Source organism: Blastococcus sp. SYSU DS0616 (assembly GCF_054051015.1).
This window is the reverse complement of sequence record NZ_JBJHAJ010000029.1, coordinates 26,757-48,212: the sequence shown is the minus strand read 5'-3', so window position 1 is coordinate 48,212 and position 21,456 is coordinate 26,757. Positions and strand designations below refer to the sequence as shown.

Annotated in this window: 24 protein-coding genes; 18 read left to right on the top strand and 6 right to left on the bottom strand. The window is 75.1% G+C overall.

Annotated elements, in window-relative coordinates; genetic code table 11:
- Positions 1-88 precede the first annotated feature (88 nt).
- From ACI79K_RS17905 to ACI79K_RS17850, 12 genes are all read left to right on the top strand, one after another.
- The gene (locus tag ACI79K_RS17905; protein WP_456600376.1) at positions 89-1,285 is read left to right on the top strand and encodes a CaiB/BaiF CoA transferase family protein; all 1,197 of its coding nucleotides are present in this window, start codon (positions 89-91) and stop codon (positions 1,283-1,285) included.
- Complete coding sequence (locus ACI79K_RS17900; protein ID WP_456600375.1) at positions 1,282-2,118, top strand: citryl-CoA lyase; 837 nt, start codon at positions 1,282-1,284, stop codon at positions 2,116-2,118. The genes ACI79K_RS17905 and ACI79K_RS17900 overlap by 4 nt, the downstream gene beginning before the upstream one ends.
- 11 nt (positions 2,119-2,129) lie before the next feature.
- Complete coding sequence (locus tag ACI79K_RS17895) at positions 2,130-3,101, top strand: zinc-binding dehydrogenase (RefSeq protein WP_456600374.1); 972 nt, start codon at positions 2,130-2,132, stop codon at positions 3,099-3,101.
- 47 nt (positions 3,102-3,148) lie between these two features.
- Positions 3,149-4,045: a dioxygenase family protein gene (locus ACI79K_RS17890; protein WP_456600373.1), complete on the top strand. Its 897-nt coding sequence runs from the start codon at positions 3,149-3,151 to the stop codon at positions 4,043-4,045.
- An 86-nt stretch (positions 4,046-4,131) separates the two neighbouring features.
- On the top strand, positions 4,132-4,287 hold the full coding sequence (locus tag ACI79K_RS17885) for a hypothetical protein (RefSeq protein ID WP_456589760.1): 156 nt from the start codon (positions 4,132-4,134) through the stop codon (positions 4,285-4,287).
- A 9-nt stretch (positions 4,288-4,296) separates the two neighbouring features.
- Positions 4,297-5,286 (top strand): ribonuclease Z, encoded by a 990-nt coding sequence (locus ACI79K_RS17880; RefSeq protein WP_456600372.1) that lies wholly within the window; start codon positions 4,297-4,299, stop codon positions 5,284-5,286.
- A 47-nt stretch (positions 5,287-5,333) separates the two neighbouring features.
- Positions 5,334-6,929, top strand: a complete 1,596-nt coding sequence (locus tag ACI79K_RS17875) for an alpha/beta hydrolase fold domain-containing protein (RefSeq protein ID WP_456600371.1) — start codon at positions 5,334-5,336, stop codon at positions 6,927-6,929.
- Positions 6,926-8,038, top strand: a complete 1,113-nt coding sequence (locus ACI79K_RS17870) for an L-dopachrome tautomerase-related protein (RefSeq protein ID WP_456600370.1) — start codon at positions 6,926-6,928, stop codon at positions 8,036-8,038. Before ACI79K_RS17875 ends, ACI79K_RS17870 begins: the two co-directional genes overlap by 4 nt.
- A gap of 116 nt (positions 8,039-8,154) precedes the next feature.
- Complete coding sequence (locus ACI79K_RS17865) at positions 8,155-8,997, top strand: formate/nitrite transporter family protein (protein ID WP_456589756.1); 843 nt, start codon at positions 8,155-8,157, stop codon at positions 8,995-8,997.
- Positions 8,998-9,159: 162 nt separating this feature from the next.
- Positions 9,160-9,567: a four-helix bundle copper-binding protein gene (locus ACI79K_RS17860; protein ID WP_456589755.1), complete on the top strand. Its 408-nt coding sequence runs from the start codon at positions 9,160-9,162 to the stop codon at positions 9,565-9,567.
- Positions 9,568-9,607: 40 nt separating this feature from the next.
- Positions 9,608-10,864: a cation:proton antiporter domain-containing protein gene (locus ACI79K_RS17855; protein ID WP_456600369.1), complete on the top strand. Its 1,257-nt coding sequence runs from the start codon at positions 9,608-9,610 to the stop codon at positions 10,862-10,864.
- Positions 10,865-10,873: 9 nt separating this feature from the next.
- Positions 10,874-11,410: a DUF421 domain-containing protein gene (locus ACI79K_RS17850; protein ID WP_456589753.1), complete on the top strand. Its 537-nt coding sequence runs from the start codon at positions 10,874-10,876 to the stop codon at positions 11,408-11,410.
- A 75-nt stretch (positions 11,411-11,485) separates the two neighbouring features.
- Here ACI79K_RS17850 and ACI79K_RS17845 read toward each other — a convergent pair whose 3' ends face one another.
- From ACI79K_RS17845 to ACI79K_RS17830, 4 genes are read right to left on the bottom strand one after another with little or no spacing between them, the layout of a single operon-like run.
- The gene (locus ACI79K_RS17845) at positions 11,486-12,862 is read right to left on the bottom strand and encodes a DUF2254 domain-containing protein (RefSeq protein WP_456600368.1); all 1,377 of its coding nucleotides are present in this window, start codon (positions 12,860-12,862) and stop codon (positions 11,486-11,488) included.
- 4 nt (positions 12,863-12,866) lie between these two features.
- Complete coding sequence (locus tag ACI79K_RS17840) at positions 12,867-13,454, bottom strand: GerMN domain-containing protein (protein ID WP_456600367.1); 588 nt, start codon at positions 13,452-13,454, stop codon at positions 12,867-12,869.
- Positions 13,451-14,869 (bottom strand): ATP-binding protein, encoded by a 1,419-nt coding sequence (locus ACI79K_RS17835; RefSeq protein ID WP_456600366.1) that lies wholly within the window; start codon positions 14,867-14,869, stop codon positions 13,451-13,453. Before ACI79K_RS17835 ends, ACI79K_RS17840 begins: the two co-directional genes overlap by 4 nt.
- A complete protein-coding gene (locus ACI79K_RS17830) occupies positions 14,866-15,543 on the bottom strand; it encodes a response regulator (protein WP_456589749.1) in 678 nt (225 codons plus the stop codon). Before ACI79K_RS17830 ends, ACI79K_RS17835 begins: the two co-directional genes overlap by 4 nt.
- 314 nt (positions 15,544-15,857) lie before the next feature.
- On the opposite strand from ACI79K_RS17830, the gene ACI79K_RS17825 reads away from it, so the two are divergent.
- Both ACI79K_RS17825 and ACI79K_RS17820 read left to right on the top strand, forming a co-directional pair.
- On the top strand, positions 15,858-16,889 hold the full coding sequence (locus ACI79K_RS17825; RefSeq protein ID WP_456600365.1) for a potassium channel family protein: 1,032 nt from the start codon (positions 15,858-15,860) through the stop codon (positions 16,887-16,889).
- Positions 16,890-17,275: 386 nt separating this feature from the next.
- A complete protein-coding gene (locus tag ACI79K_RS17820; protein ID WP_456600364.1) occupies positions 17,276-17,731 on the top strand; it encodes a hypothetical protein in 456 nt (151 codons plus the stop codon).
- A 101-nt stretch (positions 17,732-17,832) separates the two neighbouring features.
- Here the strand turns inward: ACI79K_RS17820 and ACI79K_RS17815 are convergent, their stop codons facing one another.
- Positions 17,833-17,976: a hypothetical protein gene (locus ACI79K_RS17815; RefSeq protein WP_456600363.1), complete on the bottom strand. Its 144-nt coding sequence runs from the start codon at positions 17,974-17,976 to the stop codon at positions 17,833-17,835.
- A 152-nt stretch (positions 17,977-18,128) separates the two neighbouring features.
- On the opposite strand from ACI79K_RS17815, the gene ACI79K_RS17810 reads away from it, so the two are divergent.
- From ACI79K_RS17810 to ACI79K_RS17795, 4 genes are all read left to right on the top strand, one after another.
- Complete coding sequence (locus ACI79K_RS17810; protein ID WP_456600362.1) at positions 18,129-18,659, top strand: winged helix-turn-helix transcriptional regulator; 531 nt, start codon at positions 18,129-18,131, stop codon at positions 18,657-18,659.
- 60 nt (positions 18,660-18,719) lie between these two features.
- Positions 18,720-19,115, top strand: a complete 396-nt coding sequence (locus ACI79K_RS17805) for a VOC family protein (protein ID WP_456589773.1) — start codon at positions 18,720-18,722, stop codon at positions 19,113-19,115.
- A 134-nt stretch (positions 19,116-19,249) separates the two neighbouring features.
- On the top strand, positions 19,250-20,539 hold the full coding sequence (locus tag ACI79K_RS17800; RefSeq protein WP_456600361.1) for a S8 family serine peptidase: 1,290 nt from the start codon (positions 19,250-19,252) through the stop codon (positions 20,537-20,539).
- A 25-nt stretch (positions 20,540-20,564) separates the two neighbouring features.
- The gene (locus ACI79K_RS17795; RefSeq protein WP_456589742.1) at positions 20,565-20,798 is read left to right on the top strand and encodes a hypothetical protein; all 234 of its coding nucleotides are present in this window, start codon (positions 20,565-20,567) and stop codon (positions 20,796-20,798) included.
- Positions 20,799-20,830: 32 nt separating this feature from the next.
- Here the strand turns inward: ACI79K_RS17795 and ACI79K_RS17790 are convergent, their stop codons facing one another.
- On the bottom strand, positions 20,831-21,289 hold the full coding sequence (locus tag ACI79K_RS17790; protein WP_456600360.1) for an STAS domain-containing protein: 459 nt from the start codon (positions 21,287-21,289) through the stop codon (positions 20,831-20,833).
- Positions 21,290-21,456: the final 167 nt, after the last annotated feature.

Below are 21,456 nucleotides of genomic sequence, written 5' to 3'. Positions count from 1 at the left end.
GACAGCCCGCAGCGAGCCGTCGGAGACTGCGAGCGTCGAACGCGGACGAGTGTCCGGCAAGGCCTGCGACGAGGAGAGTGCATCCTGGATGAGCGCTGACACTGCGGCCGCGGAGGTCCCCGGGGCGCCGGCTGCGGGGCCCCTGGCCGGGCTGCTGGTGGCGGACTTCTCCCGCATCCTGGCCGGCCCGTACTCCACCATGCTGCTGGCCGACCTGGGCGCGGAGGTGGTCAAGGTGGAGGGCCCGCACGGCGACGACACCCGCACCTGGCAGCCGCCGGTCCGGGACGGCGTGTCGACGTACTACATGGGCGCGAACCGCAACAAGCGCTCGGTCGCCCTCGACCTCAAGGACCCCGCGGACGCCGAGGCCGCGCGGGAGCTCGCGCGCCGGGCCGACGTGCTGGTGGAGAACTTCAAGCCCGGTGGCCTGGCGCGCTTCGGACTGGACTACGACACGGTCTCCGCGACCAACCCGGGCGTGCTCTACGCCTCGATCAGCGGCTTCGGCAGCGCCCCGGAGGGAGCGTCGCTGCCGGGCTACGACCTCATCGTCCAGGCGATCTCGGGCTTCATGAGCCTCACCGGCGACCCGGACGGCTCGCCGTACCGGGCCGGGGTCGCGCTCTTCGACGTCATGGCCGGCCTGCACGCCACGATCGGCGTCCTTTCGGCGCTCAACCACCGGCACGCCACCGGTCAGGGGCAGCACATCGAGGTCAACCTGCTCTCCTCGGCGCTGTCGGGCCTGGTCAACCAGACGAGCGCCTACGTGGCCGGGAACGTGGTGCCCTTCCGGATGGGCAACAGCCACCCGAGCCTGTTCCCGTACGAGCCCCTGCCGTGCGCCGACGGCGACCTGATCATCACGGCCGGCAACAACGGCCAGTTCCGCCGGCTGGTGGAGGTCCTCGGCGTGCCGGAGCTCGCCGACGACCCCCGGTTCAGCCGCAACGAGGACCGCACCGCCAACCGCGACGAGCTGCGCCCGCTGCTGGTCGAGCGGCTGCGCACCCGGAGCAAGCAGGAGTGGTTCCGCGACATCATCGGCGCGGGCGTGCCGTGCGGACCCATCAACACGATCGACCAGGGGGTGGCGTTCGCCCAGGAGGTCGGCCTCGACCCGGTCGTCCGGGTGGGCGAGGGCGCGGCCGCCGTGCCCTCGGTGCGCAACCCGATCACCTTCTCCGCGACGCCGCCGGCCTACCGGCTGCCCCCGCCGGGCCTGGACGAGCACGGCACGGAGATCCGGCGCTGGCTGGCCGCGCCCGAGGAGTCCCGGTGACCGACGAGCGCCCCACGTACCCGACCGCGCTGGGCGCCTCCAGCCTCGAGTCGATCACCCTCCTGGGCACCGACCTGGCCCGTGACGTCATGGGCACCGTGGGCTTCGGGGAGCTGGCCTTCTGGCTGGCCACCCAGCGGCGTCCCACACCGGGGGAGACCCGCGTGTTCGAGTCCGTGCTCGCCGCGCTGGCCGATCACGGGTTCACGCCCACCGCGATCGTCACCCGGCTCACCTACCTCTCGGCACCGGACTCGATCCAGGGCGCCCTGGCCGCCGGGCTGCTCGGCGGCGGGTCCCGGTTCCTCGGCGTCACCGAGGACTGCGGACGCTTCCTGCACGGCGTCCTCACCGCCGTGGACGGCGACCTGCCCACCGACGACGCCGGCTGGGACGCGCTCGCCCTGGAGACCGTGACCGCGCAGCGCGCGGCCGGCCGGTTCGTCCCCGGGCTGGGGCACCACGTGCACAAGCAGGGCGATCCGCGCACCCCGCGGCTGTTCGAGATCGCGGCCGAGGAAGGTCTCGTCGGCCCGCACCTCTCCTTGTTCGCCGCCATCGGCCGCACCCACGAGCAGGTGCTCGGCAAGCGGCTCCCGCTCAACGGCGCCGGCGTCTGCGGCGCGGCCCTGGCCGACCTGGGGCTGCCGATGGAGCTGCTGCGCGGGTTCGCGCTCCTGGCCCGCACCGCCGGGCTGATCGGGCAGCTCGCCGAGGAGCTCCGGCACCCGGTGGCCAACGACGTCTTCCTCTCGGTCGACCTCAACAACCGGCCGGTCGACCCCGACCCGTTCGTCCCCGCGCCGCTGCCCGGCGCCGGGCCGCAGGCCTGAGGGGGCCGGCCGTGCGCGCCGCCGTCCTGCACGCCCCGGGGGAGGCCCCGCAGCTGCGCGAGCACCCCGATCCGGTGCCCGGGGCCGACAGCACCGTGGTCCGCGTGACCGCGGCGCCCCTGGTCCCGCTCGACCTGCTCTGCGCGTCGGGCACCTCCTACTTCGGGCGGCCCGCGGTGCCCTACGTGCCCGGGGTGCAGGGCATGGGCGTGGTCGAGGACGGGCCCGGCGCCGTCCCCGGCACCCGGGTCTGGTTCAGCACCGCCGCGGGCATGGCCCCCGGCGACGGCAGCCTCGCGGAGCGCTGCGCCGTGGCGGCCGGCGACCTGGTCCCGGTGGACGCCGACGTCCCGGACGCCGCGCTGGCCGCGCTGGGGCTCTCCGCCGTGGCCGCCTGGATGTCGCTGACCTGGCGCGGGGGCCTGCGCCCGGGCGAGCACGTGCTCGTGCTCGGCGCCGGCGGGGCCGTCGGGCAGGCGGCGGTCGGCGCGGCCCGGCTGCTCGGTGCCGGGCGGGTGGTGGCGGCGGCCCGGTCCGCGGCGGCCCGCGAGCGGGCGCTCGCCGCCGGCGCCGACGCGGTGGTGGCCCTCGATGCCGACGTCGACACGCTCGCCGCCCGGTTCGCCGACGCGGCCGGTGGGCGGCTGGACCTCGTCGTCGACCCCGTCTTCGGTCCGGCGGCCACCGCGGCCTCCCGGGCGCTCTCCGCCGGCGGGCGGCTGGTGAACCTGGGTGGCGCCTCCGGGGACACCGCGGAGTTCTCCTCGGCGGTGCTGCGGGGGAAGTCGGCGTCCGTGCTCGGCTACACGAACAACGCGCTGACCCCGGCCGAGCGTGCGGAGGCGGTCACCGCCATCGCCCAGGAGGCGGCGGCGGGCCGGCTGTCCGTCGCCCACGAGCAGGTGCCGCTCGCGGACGTCGCCGCCGCGTGGCAGCGGCAGGCGACCGGCGACCCCGGCGTCCGGCTCGTGCTGACGCCCTGAACGAGCATGCCCCCGCGGGAGCCGCGGGGGTCGAGGTTGCGCGGCCGGTGCCCCGGCCGCGCGGACGGCAGGAGGACACCGTGCAGCTGGTCACCGAGGAGAACATCACCGACCTCGCCGTCGAGCGCTGGGCCACCGCCCGCGACCCGCGGCTGGCCGAGGTCATGACGGCGCTCGTGCGCCACCTGCACGACTTCGCCCGCGAGGTGCGGCTCACCGAGGACGAGTGGATGGCCGCCGTGCAGTGGCTGACCGCCACCGGCAAGATCAGCACCGAGAAGCGCGAGGAGTTCATCCTCGCCTCCGACGTCGTGGGGCTGTCGATGCTGGTCGTCCAGATGAACCACCGCCTCGACCCGCGCGCGACCCCGGCCACCGTCCTGGGGCCCTTCCACATCGAGGGCTCGCCCGAGCTCGGGTACGCCGAGGACATGTCCGAGGGCCTGCCCGGGACGCCGCTGTTCCTGCACGGCCGGGTGACCGACCTCGACGGCGCGCCGGTGGCCGGCGCGGTCCTGGACGTGTGGCAGGCCGACACCGAGGGCGCCTACGAGTCGCAGCTCCCCGACGTCGACGAGGCCCGGCTGCGCGCGAAGTACACGACCGGGGAGAACGGCGAGTACTGCGTGCGCACCATCGCGCCGCTGGGCTACACGATCCCCATGGACGGCCCGGTCGGCGACCTGGTCGCCCGGACCGACATCAGCCACTTCCGGCCGGCGCACATCCACTTCCTGATCAACGTGCCGGGCTTCGAGCCGCTGATCACCCACCTGTTCCAGGAGGGTGCGCCGTACCTGGACAGCGACGTCGTCTTCGGGACCAAGCAGGAGCTGGTGACGGCGTTCGAGGAGCGGGAACCGGGCGCCACCCCCGACGGCGGCTCGATCGACGTGCCGTGGCTGGAGTCGCGCTACGACTTCGTGCTGCAGCGGCAGTCCTGAGGGCCGCCGCCGGTCCCGGATCGCGGCGGGGCCGGTTCGCCGCCACGATGGGAGCACGGACGCCGGACCGACGGAAGGAGCGTGGGATGACCGACCCGAAGACCCAGGGACAGGCCGAGCCGACCGACGAGGGTTCGCACGCCAGCGTGGGTGACGACCCGGCCCGCCCCGGCGGCGGCCGCACCGGCGGGGAGACCTCCGTCGACGAGGCGATGGGCCAGGAGCCGGCCGACCCGTCCTGAGGAGTCGCGGTGTCGGCGCGTGAACTCGTCGTCCTCGGCACCTCGAGCCAGGCGCCGACCCGCGACCGCAACCACAACGGCTACCTGCTGCGCTGGGACGGCGAGGGTCTCCTGTTCGACCCCGGCGAGGGCACGCAGCGGCAACTGCTCCTCGCCGGGGTGCCCAGCAGCGCGATCACCCGCATCTGCGTCTCGCACTTCCACGGTGACCACTGCCTGGGGCTCCCCGGCGTGCTGCAGCGCATGAACCTGGACCGGGTGGCGCACCCGGTCCCGGTGCACTTCCCGGCCGGCGGCCGGCCGTGGTTCGACCGGCTGCGCCGTGCCTCGGTGTTCCACGACGTGCTCGACGTCCCCGAGCTGCCCGTGGCCGGCGACGGGACGGTCGCGGCCGGCGGCTTCGGGACGCTCGTCGCCCGGCGGCTGGACCACCCGGTCGAGACCTACGGCTACCGCCTGGTGGAGCCCGACGGGCGCCGGATGCTGCCCGACCGGCTCGCCCGGCACGGCATCGCCGGCCCCGACGTGGGCCGGCTGCAGCGGCTCGGCTCGCTGACGCGGAACGGCCGGGTGGTGCACCTCGAGGAGGTCAGCGCGCCGCGGCCGGGGCAGCGGTTCGCGTTCGTGATGGACACCCGGCTGTGCGACGCCGTCTGGGGGCTGGCCGAGGGCGCCGACCTCCTGGTCATCGAGTCCACCTTCCTCGACGCCGACGCGCGGCTGGCCCGCGAGTACGGCCACCTCACCGCCCGCCAGGCCGCCACCGTGGCCGCCGACTGCGGGGTGCGGACGCTCGTGCTGACCCACTTCTCCCAGCGGTACGACGACCCGCGCCGCTTCGCCGACGAGGCCGGGGCGGTGTTCGGCGGGGACGTCGTCGTCGCGGCCGATCTGCAGACCGTGCCGGTGCCGCCCCGGGCCGGGACCGCCACGGGCGGGCCCGGCGCCGGCGGTCAGGAAGACCCGTCGGCACGCGTGCCCGCAACCGGCCACGGGTAGGAGCCGGACGACCGGTTGCACATGACGGAGAGACGTGGGAGGCCCCCGTGGCCCTGGACTACCCGACCCTGCCCGGCGACATCGACCACCTCATCGCCGACGACCACGCGGTGGTCGAGCGGCAGTTCCAGCACCTGGAGGCCGGCCGCGGCAACCGCCGGGTGCTGGTCGACCAGATCTCCTTCGAGCTGGCGCTGCACGCCTTCGCCGAGGAGACCGTGCTCTACCCGATCTGGCCCGAGCTGGGCATGACCGACGAGCACGACGACGCCGAGCACGAGCACCAGGAGATCAAGGAGCTGCTCGTCGTCCTCGGCCGCACCGAGCCCGGCGAGGACGAGTTCGAGCAGGCGCTGGCGAAGCTGATGGGCGTCGTCCGCCACCACGTGCACGACGAGGAGGACGAGGAGCTGCCGGAGTTCCGCCGCAAGGCCGGCCCGGAGCGCATGGCGCAGCTGGGCGAGGAGTTCCTGGCCGCCAAGCGGATGGCGCCCACCCGGCCGCATCCGCACGCCCCCGACGAGGGCATCGCCGAGCGCATCGCCGGCATGCTCGCCAAGCCGCTGGACCACGTCCGGGACCTGCTCTCGGGCAAGCAGAAGGAGATGGCCACCGACGCCTCCGGCCTGCTCGACCCGCAGGCCCAGGCGATCGTCGACGCGCACTCCTCCCTCGGCCCGCTGCCGTTCGAGATCCTCGAGCCCGACCAGGCCCGCTCCCAGCCCGGCCCCGACGACGCGGTCGCGAAGGTCATGGCCGACAACGGCCTCGAGGGCCCGGAGCCGGTCGGGTCGGTGGAGGACATCGTGATCCCCGACGCCGCCGGCGGGCAGCAGCGCATGCGGGTCTACAAGCCCGTCGACTCCGGCAGCGAGCCCCTGCCCGTGATCATGTGGATCCACGGCGGCGGCTGGGTGCTGTTCGACATCGACACCTACGACGCCTCCTGCCGAGGTCTCGCCAACAAGGCCCGCGCGATGGTGGTCAGCCCGGACTACCGGCGGGCGCCCGAGGCGGTCTTCCCCGCGGCGCACGACGACGTCCTGGCTGCCTACCGGTGGGTGGTGCAGCACGCCGCCGAACTCGGCGGCGATGCGACCCGGATCGGCATCGGCGGGGAGTCGGTCGGCGGCACGATGGCCGCTGCCACGGTCCTCCAGCTCGCCCGGGCAGGCGAGCCGGTGCCGTCGGCGGCGGTCTGCGTCTACCCGCTGACCACCGGCGAGCAGGTCGGTGAGTCGATGGAGGACGCCGCCGACGCGCGGCCGCTGGACCGGCCGCTGCTCTCCTGGATGGCGATGCACGCGTTCGAGGGGAAGCCCGACGGGGCGAAGGACCCGCGGGTCGACCTGCTGGGGTGGGGCCGCGACGAGCTCGCGCTGATGCCGCCGACGCTGGTGATCACCGCCGAGCGGGACGTGCTGCGCAGCCAGGGACAGCAGTTCGCGCAGAACCTGGAGGCCGCCGGCGTGCCGACCACGCACCGCCACTACCAGGGCGTCATGCACGAGTTCTTCGGCGCCGCCGCGGTGCTGGAGAAGGCCGAGCAGGCCCAGCAGGAGGCCGCGCGGCACTTCGTCCGCGCCTTCGGGGCGGCCCGGCCGGCGGTGGGGGCGGTACCCACCAGCGGCGGGACGGCGTGACGACGGCGGCGCTGCGGCTGGCGGTCGACGAGCCGGTCGGCGAGCTGGAGGTCGTGCACCTCTTCCACGACGCCATGCCCACCGGCGTCACCGTCTCGCACGGCGGGCGGATCTTCGTCTGCTACCCGAAGTGGGGTGACGACGTCGGGTTCACCGTGGGCGAGCTCCGGGACGGGCAGGCGGTCGCCTACCCGTCGCAGGAGCTCAACGACAACCGCTCCGACGCCGACCCCGAGCGCCTGGTCTCGGTGCAGAGCGTCGTCGTCGACCCGGCCGACCGGCTGTGGCTCCTGGACACCGGCAGCCCGATGTTCCGGCCCACCGAGCACGGGGGGCCGAAACTGGTCTGCGTCGACCTGACCAGCGACACCGTCGAGCGGGTGATCCTCTTCCCGACCGAGGTGGCGCTGCCGACGACGTACCTCAACGACGTGCGGTTCGACCTGCACCGGGGCGAGGCGGGGTACGCGTTCATCACCGACTCCTCGGACCAGGGCCCGAACGGCATCGTCGTCGTCGACCTGGCGTCCGGGGAGAGCTGGCGGCGGCTGCACGAGCACCCGACGACGAAGGCCGGCACCCCGCCGCAGCTGCGGATGGTGGTCGAGGGCGTCGAGTTCGCCGAGCGCTCGCCCGACGGCGAGGTCTCACCGGTCACGATGGGCGCCGACGGCATCGCCCTCGCCGCCGACGGCAGCCGGCTGTACTACTGCCCGCTCGCCGGCCGCAGCTGGTACAGCGTCGCGGTGGACGCCCTGGTCGACCGTGGCCGGGACGACGACGCGGTGGCCGCCACGGTGCGGGACGAGGGGGACAAGGGCTGCGTGAGCGACGGCCTGGAGACCGACGACGCGGGGCGGCTCTACGTCACCGACGGGGAGCACGACGCGATCCACCGCCGGCTGCCCGACGGGTCGTGGGAGACCGTGGTGCACGACCCGCGGCTGCTGTGGCCCGACACCCTGAGCGTGGCCGCCGACGGCCACCTCTACGTGACGGCCAACCAGCTCCACCGGCAGTCCACGTACCGCGGTGGTGAGGACCAGCGACGCAGGCCCTACGTCCTGTTCCGCACCCCGATCGACGCCGGGCCCGTACGGCTGCGCTGAACGATCCGGGTCGGCAGCGGCTGCTCCGACCTGCCGCGGCCCGGCGACCCGGGTTGCCGCGGCTCCTGCCGGGCGGGAGGCTGCCCTCAGCGGCGACCACCGACCGGAGGGTGACGATGGCGGCACGTGAACCGAAGGAGATGGCCCAGGTCGCCACCGCGATGGGCGCCAAGAAGGTGGGCCGCACCTGGGACCGGGTGCTGGTCAGCGCCTTCCTCGCCGGGGCCTACATCGCCTTCGGCGGCCTGGTGGCGATCACCGTCTCCGCGGGCCTGGACCCAGAGACGTGGGGCACGCTGCCGACCCTGTTCACCGGCGCCACCTTCACCCTCGGCCTCGTGCTGGTGCTGATCGCCGGCTCCGACCTGGCCACCGGGAACATGCTGCTGGTGCCGATGGGCGCCATGCACGGCAAGCTCGCCGTGACCGACGTGGTCCGCAACCTCACGCTCGTCCTGTTCGGCAACCTGCTGGGCGCGTTGTTCGTCGCCTTCTTCCTCGCCGTCGAGACCGGCGTGATCGGGGACGCCGACGCCGTCGGGACCGCCGGGCTGACCTACGAACGCCTCGCCTCCATCGCCGAGGGGAAGGCGCTGGGGGAGTCGCCGTGGCAGACCTTCCTGCGCGCGGTGGGCTGCAACTGGCTGGTCTGCCTCGCGGTGTGGATGTCGCTGGCGGCGACGTCGGTGTCGGGCAAGATCCTGGCGATCTTCTTCCCGATCATGGCCTTCGTGGCGATGGGGTTCGACCACGTCGTGGCGAACATGTTCTTCCTGCCCGCGGCGATCTTCGCCGGCGTCCCCGACGTCGGCTGGGACGACACGGCGCTGAACTGGCTGCTGGCCGGGGCGGGCAACCTGGTCGGTGCGGTCATCTTCGTGGCGACGTCCTACTGGTACCTCTTCCTGCGCGACACCTCGGAGACGGCGCCGGAGGGCGAGCCCGCCGAACGCGGCTGACCGGCCGGCCGGGGGGTTCGCGGGTCCCACCAGCGGGTCCGTCACGGGATCGTCACGGGCGGCACGTGTGCCCGGCGTCGGGGCGCGGGTAGGGCTCCCGCCGGCGAGAGCCCCCGGGGCGCGACCGCGGCCCGGGCCGACGACCCAGCGAAGGAGGCCGACGTGACCGTCGCCGCCCAGATGCTCGACACGTACCCCAAGGACCTCGGCGGGGTGGACAAGCAGAAGCTCCTGGAGTGCATCGAGGCCTGCTTCGAGTGCGCCCAGGCCTGCACCGCGTGCGCCGACGCCTGCCTGAGCGAGGACTCCGTCGCCGAGCTCACGAAGTGCATCCGCAGCAACACCGACTGCGCCGACATCTGCGACACCACCGGCCGGGTGCTCTCCCGGCACACCGGCTACGACGCCAACCTGACCCGGGCCGTGCTCGAGGCCTGCGCTGCCGCGTGCAAGGCCTGCGGTGACGAGTGCGCGAGCCACGCCGAGATGCACGAGCACTGCCGGGTCTGCGCCGAGGCGTGCCGCCGCTGCGAGACGGCGTGCCGGGAGCTCATCGCCAGCCTGGGCTGACCACCATGCGGGCGACGCGCACCTCTCCCGGGGGTTCCCGGTGACCGTCGACGTCCTGCTGGCGGCGGCGGGCGCACTCGCGCTCGTCGCCGCCGCCTGGTCGGACCGCATCCGCCGGCTGCCGATCAGCGAACCGCTCCTGGCGCTCGCGATCGGCGTCGTCCTCGGCCCCGCCGTGCTCGGCCTCCTGCCGCTGCCGGACCTGCTCGAGGACCACGGCTGGCTGCACACCGCCACCCGGATGCTGCTCGCCGTCTCGGTCATGTCGGTGGCGCTCCGCTACCCGGCCCGTGAGGCACGGGCCCGCTGGCGGCCGGTCCTGCTGCTGCTGGCCGTGGTGATGCCGGTGATGGCCCTGGTCAGCACCGGGCTGGCCGCGGCCACCTTGGGCCTCGGGCTCGGGGTCGCCGCGCTGCTGGGTGCCGCGCTGGCGCCGACCGACCCGGTGCTGGCCTCCAACGTGGTGACCGGCAAGCCCGCGGAGGAGGACCTGCCCGGGCGCGACCGGCAGGTGCTCTCCCTGGAGTCCGGTGCCAACGACGGCCTGGCCCTGCCGCTGGTCCTGGTGGCGGTCGCGCTCGCCGGCCCCCTCTCGTTGGGGGAGGCGCTGCTCGAGTCGCTCTGGCAGGTCGCCGGCGCCGTCCTGCTCGGCGCCCTGCTCGGCTGGCTGGGCGGCCGGGCGCTGCGCGCGGGGGCCGACCACGGGGCCACCGACCCCGGCCCCGAACTGGTGTTCACGGTGGTGCTGGCCCTCGCCGTCCTGGGCATCGGGGGCCTGATCCACATCGACGGGATCCTGGCCGTCTTCGTCTGTGGTCTCGCCTTCAACGCGGTGAGCACGGGACGGGAGCGGGTGGCGGACGTCCGGATCGACGAGGCGGTGAACCGGTTCGTCGTCCTCCCGCTCTTCGTGGCGTTCGGTGCGCTGCTGCCGTGGGCGCAGTGGCGGGAACTGGGCTGGTCCGGGGTGCTCTTCGCGGCGCTGATCCTGCTGCTGCGCCGGCCACCGGTGATCTACCTGCTGCGCCGTGGGCTGGGCCTGGCGCCGCCGGACGCCGCCTACCTGGGCTGGTTCGGTCCCATCGGGATCTCCGCCCTGTTCTACCTGACGCTGGAGTCGGAGCGGCTCGCGATCGACCCGGTCGTGCTGGCGGCCGGTTCGCTGGTGGTCGCGGCCAGCACGCTCGCCCACGGGCTGACCGCCACGCTCGGCCGGCGGCTGTACCGCGGCGCCACCGGCGGGCAGCGGGACGCCGGTGCGCAGAGCGCTGAGTCGTCGCAGGGGTCTGCGGGGTAGGGGGACCCCATGTGGTTCGACGAATGGTCCGGTGTCCTCCGAGTGCTGCTGGTGGGATCAGCGGCGTACGTCACCGTGGTGGTGGTCCTGCGGTTCAGCGGGAAACGGACGCTGACCAAGCTCAACGCCTTCGACCTGGTGGTCACCGTGGCGCTGGGCTCCACGCTGGCCACCATCCTGCTCAGCAGCGACGTCGCCTGGACCGAGGGTGCGGTCGCGCTCGGGCTGCTCGCCCTGCTGCAGCTCGTGGTCGCCTGGCTGACGGTGCGCTGGCCGGCCCTCCGAGGCGTGGTCACCTCCCGGCCGACGCTGGTGCTGCGCAACGGGCAGCCGCTGCCGGACCAGATGCGGGAGTCACGGGTCGGCATCGACGAGATCCGGCAGGCCGTCCGCTCCTCGGGGTCCGGTGACCTGTCCGACGTGGCCGCGGTCGTGCTGGAGAGCGACGGCTCGATGAGCGTCATCCCGGCGAAGAAGTACGGCAGCGGCTCCGCCCTCGGGGGGATCGCGGGGGCCGACGAGATATCCCGCGCTGCCCAGGCCTGACGGGACACCGCGGCGTCGTGCGCCGCAGCGCCGGGCGGGCGGCCACGGCGTGGGAGACGCCGCTCGACCCGGCGGTCACCCGGTCGGCCCACCCGGCGGCCCCGGTCGGGGGCTGAGCCGCCGGGCCGGCGACCAGCGCCCCTCCAGCGCGTCCTCGACGGCCGACCGCCAGGCGTTCGTCTCCCGGCTGTCGATCGCGGTGCTCTCCAGCGCCGAGTCCACGCACCGGTCGAGCAGTGCGCGCAGGGCGTCGTCGAGGTCCTCCCCGCGCACCCGCCACGCGACCTCCTGCAGCAGGCCGGCGATCCGGCGCAGGACGGCCGGCTGCCCCGACGCGTACTGCAGGGGCTCCTCCAGGCCGACGGTGAGCAGTTCCTGGGCGGTCCACCGCGGCACGAGCAGCCGCACCGTGCCGTCGTCGTCGCGCCACGACCGCACGGTGCTGCGGCAGGGGAGGAGGTCGGCGAGCAGCGCGGAGACGTGGGACAGGGCGTGCACCGCGGTCGTCGGGTCGTTGATGCCCGGGGAGAGGGCGCGGCCCGCGATGTCGACGATCTTGCGGAGGCTGTAGGCCGCGTCCTGGTCGGGGGTGCGCTCGTAGGACAGCCGCACGCCGCGGTTGACCGCGTCGCGCAGGGGGTCCAGGTCGCCGGCCGGATCTCCGGCCGGCGACCACACTTCGGCCAGCGGTGTGCCGGCGACGACGGCGTCGCCCATGCGGGGGGAGAGGCCGATGACGGCGTCGGCGTCCCGGGCCGCCCGTACGAGCTGATCGACGTCGAGGTCGACGACGAAGCCGCTCCCGGTCGCCTCGATCACCGAGCCCGGGCTCTCGGGAATGCCGGTGTCGTGCTCGAGCCGGTCGTCGTCCACGCCCCGGATCGCCCGGGTCGCCTCGTCGTGCACGTCGCGCAGCATGGTCTCGACCCGCAGCGTGCGCGCCAGGTGCCCGAGGAAGACGACCAGGGCCACGACGCTGCCCAAGGCGAACAGGAACGCCAGCGTGATCGACACCCGGGGGACGAACGAGTTCTCACCGGTCGCGGCCTCCGCCGTCCGGACGGTGCGCAGCACGGTGAGCGCGTAGACGAAGGTGCCGGTGAGCTGAGCGAGGGTGAACTGGACGACGCGGTCGGTGGCGAAGGTCTGCAGCAGCCGCGGCGAGTACTGGCTGCTGCCCAGCTGCAGCGCCACGACGGTGAGCGAGAAGATCACACCGGTCACCGAGATGAGCGAGCCGGCGATCGCGGCCAGCAGGTCCCGGGCGGCCGCCGGGCCACCGCCGAACACGAAGCCCAGGGGTGACGCCGGGCCGCCCGTGCCGAGGAAACCGTCGAGGAACGGCATCGCGATACCGAGCCCGACGGCGAGCACGACCGCCAGCAGCGGGATCGGCCACAGGGCGCGGCGCATCCACCGCCACTGGCGCTGGACGGGGTGGAGGTCGCTCACGGGGTCAGTCCTCGCCGGGGGTCGCAGGGGTGGAGGGATCGGGGCTGCCGGACGGGGCGACCGAGCGGTACTGGTCGCGGCCGACCGGCCCGTCGGACAGCCCGCCGTCGGTGGGGACCTCCACCGGCCTGCCGTCCAGCAGGAAGCGCACCTGGCCGGTCCCCGGCAGCTCGGTCAGCGTCCAGACCACCTGGGCGACGGCGAGCAGCTGGTTGCCGCCGGTGATCCTGGCGAACTCCTCGGTCACGCTCACCGACGTCATGCCACCGGGCAGGCCCTCGTCCACCGCGATGGACTGCGGCGCCAGTGCGGTGCGCAGCCCGCCGATGACCTCCCCCCGGGTGGGGCCGGCCGCCAGCAGGGCCAGGATGCTCCCCGGGGTCGCGGCCTGCGCCGCGCGCGGGACCGGGGCCAGCTCGGCGCCGTGCACGAAGTAGACGACGACCTCCGGCCCGGCGCCGTCGGTCGGCAGCGCCGGGCTGTCCGCCGTCGCGGCGGGCACCGCGACGCGTTCGGGCCGCGGCTGGGGCCCGACGCCGCAACCGGTGAGCAGCGCCACGAGCACGCTGAGCAGGACGGCGAGCGCTTTCACGAGGCGGCTCCCACGGGCAGCTCCACGACGAACCGGGCCCCACCGCCGGGACGACCCTCCACGTGCACCGCGCCGCCCATCATCCGTGTGTGCCGGGCGACCAGGGCGAGGCCGAGGCCCGCTCCCTCCGTGCGGGTGCGGACGCTGCCCGCCCCCCGTGCGAACCGCTCGAAGATGCGGTCGCGCTCGGCCTCGGGAACGCCGGGACCGGCGTCGTCGACGGCCACCCGGAGGACGTCGCCGGCGCGGGTCACCGCGACCCCGGTGACGCCCCCGGCGTGCTTGTCGGCGTTGTCCAGGAGATTCCCCAGCACGCGTTCCAGCCGGCGCTTGTCCGCGTGCACCAGCGCCTCCTCGGCGTCGGGGTCGACGGTCAGCAGCGCCGTGACCGTGCCGTCCAGCCGGTGGCGTCCGACCACCTCCCGGACCAGGGCGGACAGCTGCACGGGCTCGACGGCGATGTCGGCGCTCCCGGCGTCGGCGCGCGAGATCTCCAGCAGGTCGGCGACCAGGCGCTCGAACCGCTCCACCTCCGAGCGCAGGAGGCCCAGGGCCTCGGCCTGCTCCTCGTCCGCGGGGTCGGCGGTGGCCTCGACGAGGTGCAGCGCCCCCAGCATCGTGGTCAGCGGGCTCCGGAGCTCGTGGCTGACGTCGGCGGCGAACCGGGCGTCACTGCGCACCCGCTGCTCGAGCGCCTCGGCGGTCTGGTTGAACGAGGTGGCGATGGGCGCCAGCGACGGGTCGCCCCGCGGATCGATGCGGGTCTCGAGCGCGCCGGCGGCGACGGCCGCCGCGGCGGCGGAGATGCGGTCGAGCGGGCGCAGCGCCGGCCCGGTGACCCACCAGCCGACCACCAGGGCGAGCGGCACCGAGCCGAGCACCGACACGGCCAGCACGGTGGCCAGCACCCGGTAGGTCTTGTCCAGCTCGACCAGCGGGAAGACCTCGATGTAGGCGGATCCGAGCTCGGCGAGCGGCACCGCGACGGCCATCACCGTCTCGCCGTGCACCTCGATCCGCTGCCGGACCGGCGTACCTGCCTCGGCCGCTGCGCGCAGCTCCTCCGGCAGGTCGTCGCGGCCCACGAGCAACGACGTGGTGGTCCAGGCGCCGGCGTCGACCAGCAGGGACGTCGACCCCGTCTCCCGCGGGAGCTGGGCGAGCACCTGGGCGACGCTCAGCCCCTCGGTGGCCAGGGAGCGCTGGACCTGGGCCGCGTTGTCGGCGGTCTGCACGAGCGTGACCCGCTCGCGCTGCAGGAGCAGGAACTGCGAGACCGCCACCCAGACCGCGACCGCCACGACCGAGGAGAGCACGAGGGTCACCGCGGTGAAGGCCGCCGTCGCCCGGGCCCGGAGGGTGCGCGGGCCCCACGGGGTGCGCCCGGGGGGCTCAGGAGGGGCGAGGGCGGTCACCCGGGAACCCGGTAGCCCATGCCCCGGACGGTCGTCACCAGCGTCGGGTTCCCCGGGTCGGGCTCGATCTTCTTCCGGAGCCGGCGGATGTGGACGTCGACCAGCCGGGAGTCGCCGAAGTAGTCGTACCCCCAGACGCGCTCGAGCAGCTCCTCGCGGCTGAGCACCCGACCGGGCTCGGCGGCGAGCTCGCAGAGGAGCCGGAACTCCGTGCGGGTGAGGTTCAGCAGCTGCCCGTTCCGTGCCACCGTGCCCTCCGCCGGCGAGATCTCCACGTCGCCGACGGTCAGCCGTGCCCGCGGTTCCGGGGCGCGGGTACGACGGGCCAGGGCCCGGATGCGCGCGGAGAGCTCCTTGACGACGAACGGCTTGGAGACGTAGTCGTCGGCACCGGCCTCCAGGCCGGCGACCACGTCGTGGCTGTCCGACCGGGCCGTGACCATGATGACGGGCGTGTTGGAGGAGCGCCGGATCTCGCGGCACACCTCGAAGCCGTCCTTCCCGGGCAGCATCAGGTCCAGCAGGATGACGTCGAACGACCGCTCGCCCAGCCGTGCGAGCCCGTCCTCGCCGCTCTCGGCCTCGGTGACCTCGAGGCCCTCGCGCTGCAGCGTCATCTGCAGCATCCGCCGGATCCGGGGGTCGTCCTCGATGATCAGCACCGACCGGGACATGCCGGTCAGTCTGCCCAGCGCGGTGGGCAACTAGTCGCCCCGCCCCGTCCGGGTGACGGAGCCGGCCGTGCTGCTCGCGGGGAGCACGGCTGCCGCGCCGCGAAGGTGACAACTCCGTGACGTCCGGGTCGGCCGGCCCGCCGCTGGTCACCCGGACCGGGACGACCGGTCGTCCGTGCTGCCGGTGAGGAAGGAAGCGTGCTCCCGATTCCCCTGGCCCCGTCCGCCCGGCCACCGCGGACGGAGCGCCCTCTGGCCGTTCCCGGCCCGGCCGGCTGGAGCCGGCCGGTCCTCGGCGTGACGGCCGGTCGCCGGTGAACGCCGGCGCGTCCGTCGTCGCGGTCGGCACGGGTCTGCTGGTCATCGCCCTGGTGACGTGGGACGTGGTCTCCACGACCCTCACCATCGGTGAGGGCGCCGGCCCGCTGACCCGGCGGGTGCTCACCGGCGGGTGGCGGCGGCTGCTGCGCCGGCACCGGCGCAGCGACGGGCGCCGGGCGAGGCAGCTCACGGCAGCCGGGCCGCTGCTCATGGTCACCACCGTGGTCCTCTGGGTCACGCTGTTCTGGGCCGGCTGGTCGCTGGTGTTCCTCGGCGCCGAGGCGGTGGGGGACGCCGATCCCCGCCGGCCGGCGTCGGTGCTGGACACCATCTACTTCGCCGGCACCGCGATCTCGACGCTCGGGGTCGGTGACTTCGTCGCGACCACGCCGACCTGGCGCGTGGCCGCCGCCGTCGCCGCATTCAGCGGGCTGGCGCTGATGACCCTGGCCATCACCTACCTGTTCTCGGTGATGTCGGCGGTGGTCTCCCGCCGCGCCCTGGCCACCCAGCTGCACGCGCAGGGCGGGACCGCCGAGGAGATGGTGCTCGGGTGCTGGGACGGCGACCGGTTCAGCCCCGTGCTGACCCAGCAGCTCCTCCAGCTGCCCGCGCAGCTGGCGTCGCTCGCGGAGCAGCACCTGGCCTACCCGGTGCTGCACTTCTTCCGGAGCCGCCGCCCCGAGGCCGCCGCTCCGCTCGCGATCGCCCGGCTCGACGACGCGCTGCTCCTGCTCGAGTCCGCGGTCGCCGCGCCGGTGCGCCCACCCGTGGCGGCGGTCGCCCCGGTGCGCCGGGTGATCGACCGGTACCTGTCCACGGCGGGCAGCGACCACCCCGTGGTCCCGGACGACGGGGGACCGCCGCCACCACCGTGCACCGACCGGCTGGCCGCGGCGGGCGTGCCCCTCGTCGACGCGCACGCGTGGCAGGGGGCCGTCGATCGGGCCGCCGGGCGTCGCGCCCGCCTGCGCCGGTTGGTCGAGGACGCCGGGTGGGAGTGGGACGTCCCGGGGCCGGCCTGACCCTCCGACCATGCAGCGTCCGCCTCGGGGCACCCCGACGGCGCGGCCCGGGCTCCGACCCTGGACCGCCCGATCCGGCCGCCCGTCGCCACGACCTCCGCACCGCCCGGCCGCGGGAGGTCCGTGTGACGTCCCTGCAACACCGGCACGGCGCTGCGCCCGCAGCGTTTTGCGATGCGGTGACGAACGGCCCGCACGGGGGAGGGCGCGTGCCGCATGGGGCAGCAACCGGAGGCTCCGCCGCGGAACCCCGCGGCGGCACCGGAGCCGGAGAGGACACCCGCCATGACGACCAGCTGGCCCAGTTCCGTGGCGCCTGCCGCCGATCCCGCCTCGCGGCACGGGGGATCCCGGTGATGCGCCGGGGCCTGGGGTCCCACCGTCGCGTGACCACCGTCCTGCTGGCCACCGCCCTCGCCGGGGGCGTCCTCGGCGGCTGCGGTGAGGACGACGTGGACGACACGACGGCGGCCGACGTCGACGTCCGGGCCTCCGACGACCTCGAGGACCCGTACGACGGCGAGTACACCGCCGCCTTCCGCGAGGACCTCGAGGCCTACGACGGCCTGGAGGTCACGCTCCTCGGCGAGGTGGAGCGGATCGTCTCGCCGGTGGCCTTCACCCTGACCGGCGACGACGTCGAGCCGATCCTGGTCATCGCGGACGAGGAGCTGCCCGACCTCCGGCCCGGCGAGCGCGTGGCGCTGGCCGCCGAGCCGGCGGCGGAGTTCGAGCTGGTGGCGTTGGAGGAAGAGCTGGGGACCGATCTGCCCGATGACGCCTACGCCGGGTGGGAGGGGGAGCCGTACCTCGACGCGAGCCGGGTGGAGGTACGCGGCTGATCCCGTGGCGCACGGCAGGCGGCCCGGTGAGGTCGCGCGACCGCCACCTCACCGGGCCGTGCACCGGCGGCGCCCCCGCGACGGCGGGAGCGCCGGTGTGATCAGCGGCGGGCGCCCAGCGCGGCGATCTCGTGGGCGGACTCGAGCGTCGGGGCCGTGGCGAGCGCCCGGGCCAGCGCCCGCTCGTCGCGCAGGTGCGCGCGGACGGCGTGCCGGCGGGCGAGGACGGTGCGGAGGCTGGTCATGGCGGGTCCTTCCGGAGCAGCGGTGGTGGTGCGAGCGCTGCAGGGGGCCGGGCGGGCCGGCCGGAGACCGTCCGCCTCCTGGGTTCGCACCACGAACTCTGCTCCTCGACGCGAAGTTCGGCAAGTGAACCCAGCATGGTTATGCTCACACTGTGAGCGACGCCTCGTTCGACCGGTCCCGCTGCTCCGTCGCCGGCACGCTCGCCGTGGTGGGGGAGAAGTGGAGCCTGCTCGTCCTGCGGGAGGCGTTCCTGGGTGTCCGCCGGTTCGCCGACCTCCAGCAGGCCCTGGGGGCGCCCAAGGCGGTCCTGACCGACCGGCTGGCCACCCTGGTGCGCGAGGGGGTGCTCAGCCGGGAGCCGTACCGGGCCGAGGGTGAGCGCCAGCGGCACGAGTACCGGCTCACCGACAAGGGGCGCGACCTGTACCCGACCCTGGTGGCCCTCATGGAGTGGGGCGACCGCTACCTCGCCGACGGGCCGGCCCCGCTGGCGCTGGAGCACCGCGAGTGCGGCGCGCCGGTGCGGGTCGCGGTGGTCTGCGGGGACGGTCACGAGATCGGGGGGCCGCGCGAGGTCCGGCCCCGGCCGGCCGGGGCCGGCCGCCGCCCCGGGGTGAGGCGCGGTCCGGGGTGGGGCGCCGGGATCCCCACCGATGAGTTCCCGGCGGCGGCCCCGTCCTAGCTGACGAGCCCGCCGCGGACGACGGCGGGCCGCCCCGAACCGGAGGAGCTCACCGTGCGCATGATCTTCGTGAACCTGCCCGTGGCCGACCGCGACCGCGCCGACGCCTTCTACGGAGCGCTCGGTTTCCGGCGCAACGACCAGTTCTCCGACGACCGCTGCGTCTCCTATGCGATCGAGGAGAACATCCACGTCATGCTGCTGACCCGCGAGCGGTTCGCCGACTTCGTCACCGGCGAGGTCGGCGACCCGGCGCAGGCGACCTCCGTGCTGACCTGCCTGTCCGCCGGCAGCCGCGAGGAGGTCGACCGGCTGGTCGCCGACGCGATCGCGGCCGGTGGCAAGCCCTGGCTGCCCGCCCAGGACCACGGCGCGATGTACGGCGCCAGCTTCGCCGACCCCGACGGCAACGTCTGGGAGGTCATGTGGATGGACCCGGCGGTCGTCCAGGGCTGACCGGCGGGCGCTCCCCGGGTTGCCCGGTCCGCTCCCTCCCGCCACGCTGGGTCGACCGGTCGCGACGGCCGGTGATCGAGGAGCGGGCGCTGTGCCACCCGGCCGCCCCGTGACGTCCCGACGGGGGAGGCGCAGTGACCGATCCGGGAGACCAGGGCAGCGTGCGGCCCGGGGCGGCCCTGCCGCCGCCGCGGACCACCGGCCGGCAGGTCGTCGTGTTCGCCGACGCGCCGGAGGACGACGTCCCCGTCGACTGGGCGCGGGCCGGGGTGCGCGACGTCGCCGACTCCCGGGACTTCGCCGACGGCGACGTGCCGCCGGAGACCCTCCGCGAGGCGGGCGCCACCGTCTTCGCGGCGCTCGGCATCGCCGTCGTCGCCGGCCCCGCCCGGCTGGACGACCTGCAGGCCGCGTCGGCCCGGCGGTTCCTCTCCGTGTCGCCGGAGCTGGTCCACCACGCGCTCCCCGCCGACGCCGGCAGCTACGCGCGGGGCTATCGGGACGGGGTGGCCGACCTGGCGGGCCGGCTGCTCGCGGCGGACGAGCGCCCCGCCGGGCCGGCCGCGCGCTTCGAGGACACCGCGCAGGCCACCTGGGGGGTGCAGGCCGTGCGGGCCGACGTCTCCCCGTACTCCGGCCGCGGCATCCGGGTGGCCGTGCTGGACACCGGCTTCGACCTCGCGCACCCCGACTTCGCCGGCCGGGCGGTGATCGCCCGGTCGTTCGTCGCCGGGGAGGACGCCCAGGACCGGCACGGCCACGGCACGCACTGCATCGGCACCGCCTGCGGGCCGGCGACGCCGCCCGCCGGGCCGCGCTACGGCATCGCCCACGCGGCCGAGGTCTTCGCCGGCAAGGTCCTGGGGGACGACGGCAGCGGCACCGACGCGGGCATCCTGGCCGGGATCAACTGGGCGGTGACCAGCCGCTGCCCGGTCGTCTCCATGTCGCTGGGGGCCGATGTCGCGGCTGCCCACCCGCCGTACTCGGCGGCGGGGCGTCGCGCGCTCCAGCGGGGCTCGCTGGTCATCGCGGCAGCGGGCAACAATGCCGACCGGCGGGCGGGTGACCCGGGTTTCGTCGGCGCCCCGGCCAACAGCGTCGAGGTCCTGGCCGTCGGAGCGGTGGACCGGTCGCTGGAGACGGCGTACTTCTCCGCGCGCAGCCTGCCCGGCCGCGGCGGGCAGGTCGACGTCGCCGGTCCCGGTGTGGACGTGTACTCGGCCTGGCCCATGCCCGAGCGCTACCGGACGATCAGCGGCACCAGCATGGCCGCCCCGCACGTCGCCGGCGTCGCCGCTCTGTGGGCGGAGGCCACCGGCCGGCGCGGCCTGGAGCTGTGGGCCACCCTGCTGCAGGAGAGCGAACGGCTGCTCCAGCCCTCGGCCGACGCCGGTAGCGGTCTCGCCGTCGCCCCCCGCTGAGTCGCCGCCGCGTACTCTGCGCGCCATGACCCAGGTCAGCGTGACCGTGGACGACGGGCACCTGTCCGCGCTCGACGGCGTGGTGCGTGGGCTGCGGGCGCGCGGCATGCGGGTGGACCAGGTGCTCGACGGGCTCGGGATCATCACCGGCTCCGTGCCGCCCGGCAGCGTCCGGGAGCTCACCGGCGTCGCCGGTGTCGTGTCGGTCGACGAGCGGCTCGTGCACCGGCTGCCGCCACCGGAGGCGCCGGTCCAGTGACGGTCCCGGTGTGCCCACCCGCGGCGCACCGGTCAGCTGACGAACGGCGTCCGGTCCGGGGTCGACCGCCGGCGGTTGGGGTCGCGCACCGCGGCCAGCGAGCGGCGGGTGCGCCGGGTCTCCGCGACGTCGGCGCTGACGGCCGGTGGCGGAGGAGGCGTCTCCAGCAACTGGTCGAGCCCCACCAGGATCACCAGCCGGTGGACGCACGGGCTGGGCAGCACCTCCAGCTGGGCGCCGCGACCGCGCGCCAGGCAGTGTGCGGACAGCAGCACGCGCAGGCCCTCGGCGTCGCAGAAGGTCACTCCGCCCGCGTCGAGCGTCCAGCGGGTGCCGTCCGCGACGGACAGCGTCGCCAGGGCGTCGAGGACGAGGTGCGCGTGCTCCCGGTCCAGCTCCCCGTGGACCGTCACCCGGGCCGCGGACGGGTCGACCGACAGGAGGAACGGGCCACCTTCGGGGGCGGGGAGTGCGATGTCGTGCGGACCCATGGGGAACTCCCACCCGGGCCCCCGGTGCCTGGAACGGGGAGCTCCGGGGCGCCGCGGCGCCCGTGACGGCGCTGCTCGGGCCGGAGCTTCGACCCGCGTGGGACGCTACCAGCCCCGGGCTCGGCCGACCCGCGGCGGCGGCGCCCCGGACGGCCGCCGCCGCGGCC

Coding starts and splice junctions, on each gene's coding strand:
- ACI79K_RS17905 (WP_456600376.1), top strand. CDS start 89: ATGAGCGCTGACACTGCGGCCGCGGAGGTCCCCGGGGCGCCGGCTGCG.
- ACI79K_RS17885 (WP_456589760.1), top strand. CDS start 4,132: ATGACCGACCCGAAGACCCAGGGACAGGCCGAGCCGACCGACGAGGGT.
- ACI79K_RS17865 (WP_456589756.1), top strand. CDS start 8,155: ATGGCGGCACGTGAACCGAAGGAGATGGCCCAGGTCGCCACCGCGATG.
- ACI79K_RS17850 (WP_456589753.1), top strand. CDS start 10,874: ATGTGGTTCGACGAATGGTCCGGTGTCCTCCGAGTGCTGCTGGTGGGA.
- ACI79K_RS17830 (WP_456589749.1), bottom strand. CDS start 15,543: ATGTCCCGGTCGGTGCTGATCATCGAGGACGACCCCCGGATCCGGCGG.
- ACI79K_RS17815 (WP_456600363.1), bottom strand. CDS start 17,976: ATGACCAGCCTCCGCACCGTCCTCGCCCGCCGGCACGCCGTCCGCGCG.
- ACI79K_RS17805 (WP_456589773.1), top strand. CDS start 18,720: ATGATCTTCGTGAACCTGCCCGTGGCCGACCGCGACCGCGCCGACGCC.
- ACI79K_RS17795 (WP_456589742.1), top strand. CDS start 20,565: ATGACCCAGGTCAGCGTGACCGTGGACGACGGGCACCTGTCCGCGCTC.
- ACI79K_RS17790 (WP_456600360.1), bottom strand. CDS start 21,289: ATGGGTCCGCACGACATCGCACTCCCCGCCCCCGAAGGTGGCCCGTTC.